This is a genomic window from Kitasatospora sp. MY 5-36, from assembly GCF_001182915.1.
Classification (GTDB): domain Bacteria; phylum Actinomycetota; class Actinomycetes; order Streptomycetales; family Streptomycetaceae; genus Kitasatospora.
On record NZ_LFVW01001295.1, the window covers coordinates 1 to 972 of the forward strand.

The 972-nt window shown below is 78.4% G+C and carries 1 pseudogene; it reads left to right on the top strand.

Annotated features, from left to right (window positions below):
- Positions 1-972 (top strand): annotated as a pseudogene (locus AE652_RS42055) (malto-oligosyltrehalose synthase); the annotation flags it as partial.

Consider the following 972-nt stretch of genomic DNA (forward strand, 5'->3'; position numbering starts at 1 on the left):
AGGCCGTCCCGGCCGCCTCGGCGCGGCAGCTGCGGGCCGCCCTGGACGACTCCGCCGACCCGACCGACCGGCTGGTGGCCGCGCTCGCGCTCGGGGAGCTGGGCCGCGGCGCGGACAAGGACGAGTTCTGCGCGCGCTTCGCCCAGACCGCCGCCGCGGTGGCCGCCAAGGGCGTCGAGGACACCGCCTTCTACCGCTGGAACGCCCTGCCCGGCCTCAACGAGGTCGGCGGCGAGCCGGCCCGGCCCGGACTGCACCCGGCGGAGTTCCACGACTGGTGCCGCGCCCAGGAACGCACCTGGCCGCACGGCATGACGGTGCTCTCCACCCACGACACCAAGCGCAGCGCCGACGCCCGGGCCCGGCTCGCCGTGCTCGCCGAGCGGCCGGACGCCTGGGCCGCCGAGGTCGACGCCTGGTCCACCGCGGCGGGCCCCGCCGCGCCCGGCCTCGACCGGGACGCCGACTGGCTGCTCTGGCACACCCTGGTCGCCGCCTGGCCGATCGACCCGGACCGGCTGGCCGCCGCCCTGCTCAAGGCCGTCCGCGAGGCCAAGCTGCACACCTCCTGGACCACCCCCGACCCCCGCTACGAGCGGGCCCTGGAGCAGCGCGCCCGCTCCGTCCACGGCAACCCCGGGCTGCTCCCCCGGGTCGAGGGCGCCGTGCACGCCCTCGCCCCGTACGCCCGCGCCAACACCCTGGCCGCCGCGCTGCTGCACCTCACCGTGCCGGGCGTGCCGGACCTCTACCAGGGCGGCGAGGAGCCGCTGTACACCCTGGTGGACCCGGACAACCGGGGCGTGGTGGACCTCGGCGCGCTGGCCGTGCGGCTCACCGACGCGGCCGCGCCGCGCCCCGGCGACCTCGCCCGGGAGAAGCTGCACCTCACCGCCACCGCGCTGCACCTGCGCCGCTCCCGGCCGCTCGGCTCCTACCGCCCGCGCGGGCGTGGTCGATTCCGTACGCGGT